Raw genomic sequence first — 1,155 nt, 5'->3', positions numbered from 1 at the left:
GTTGATCCCTCGGTCTTCATGGCGGTCTCCGTTCTGAACGCTAACACCTGTGCTTGGTGAAGGTTCCCTTGGAACTGCACTGTCGACAGGTATTAGAAATCGGCGACTCGATTGCGCGTTGGTTGGCAGCGGAAGAAGTGGCCATGGCCGCCGTCAACTGTGGTTTGGCGGGTTGCTGCTTGCTTGTGTGCTGGGCTGCTCGCGCTTGCTGCCAACTATCACGGTGAACTTAGCAACAACCATGTAAACTGCAGGCCGCACTGTGGGGCCTCGGCGTCAAGGCGCAATTAGCCCGAATGCCGCCCTATAGATTGGGCCCGTCGATTCTAGTCACATTCCTCGTCGGACTTTTCAGAGAGCGAACGTTGGCTACTAGCCGATCAATCAGCTACGAGGCGCGACCATGGCAAAGAGTTCCTCGTTCCTTACATCAGCAAGAAGGCCATAAATGCTTGGACCCTGCCTTATGTTGGTTATTGGGCCTTTTCAACCTGGCCTCTGATCTCCCCGTCAGGATATTTTTGGGTATGGATGTTGAGATACCACTTTCCTGCCTGAAGATCCGCGAGTTGTGCATCGGTGATGTCAGCGGTGCCGCTAGCGACATTTTTTGAAATGTCGACCACAGGGCCAGCATTTTCACCAACCGCGGCAGGGCCATGGAAGTGTGCTGCGGTTGCTTCCCCTGTGAGCCCGCTCGAGGTGATTGTCCAGGTTAGCTTCTTGGTCGAAGTGTCGACCGAAACCTCAGCCAAACCAGTGCCCCCGCTATTGGTAGGGGGAACTTCACTGGCTGCCTTCATATCAGCCTTGAACTTCATGGTTTCGCCAAAAGCATCGCCACTTGCAAGTATGGCACCAAGCGATACTGCGACGAATAGTGATGCGAGACGCGACATCATCTTTCCTCCCAAAACATGCGGCGAGACTGCCGCCCATGCCTTGCAACGTGGCGACCTCCTGAGCGTTCCATGGGAGAGTGAAAAGACCCTGCCCTGACCGACGGATAGGTACTTTGCATTGAAGACCATCATGCCGGGGCTATCGCGTGGGTTCGCGAGGTAAATTGGCAACTACGTAGGCTGCCCTACGCAGCAGATTTCGTATCTCGAACTCGGATGGAATTTCGGGACTATCAGCTGTTTCGAGTAACTC

General features: G+C 54.5%; 1 protein-coding gene. It reads right to left on the bottom strand.

Features of this window, described 5'->3' with window-relative positions:
• Nucleotides 1-473 precede the first annotated feature (473 nt).
• Nucleotides 474-902, bottom strand: a complete 429-nt coding sequence (locus tag AC1DUU_RS32585) for a CHRD domain-containing protein (protein WP_476787414.1) — start codon at nucleotides 900-902, stop codon at nucleotides 474-476.
• Nucleotides 903-1,155 lie beyond the last annotated feature (253 nt).

The organism is Aminobacter sp. P4_H6_2 (genome assembly GCF_056400805.1).
The sequence above is the reverse complement of the archived record's forward strand: the minus strand, read 5'-3'. Positions and strand labels throughout refer to the sequence as shown.

Coding starts and splice junctions, on each gene's coding strand:
- AC1DUU_RS32585 (WP_476787414.1), bottom strand. CDS start 902: ATGATGTCGCGTCTCGCATCACTATTCGTCGCAGTATCGCTTGGTGCC.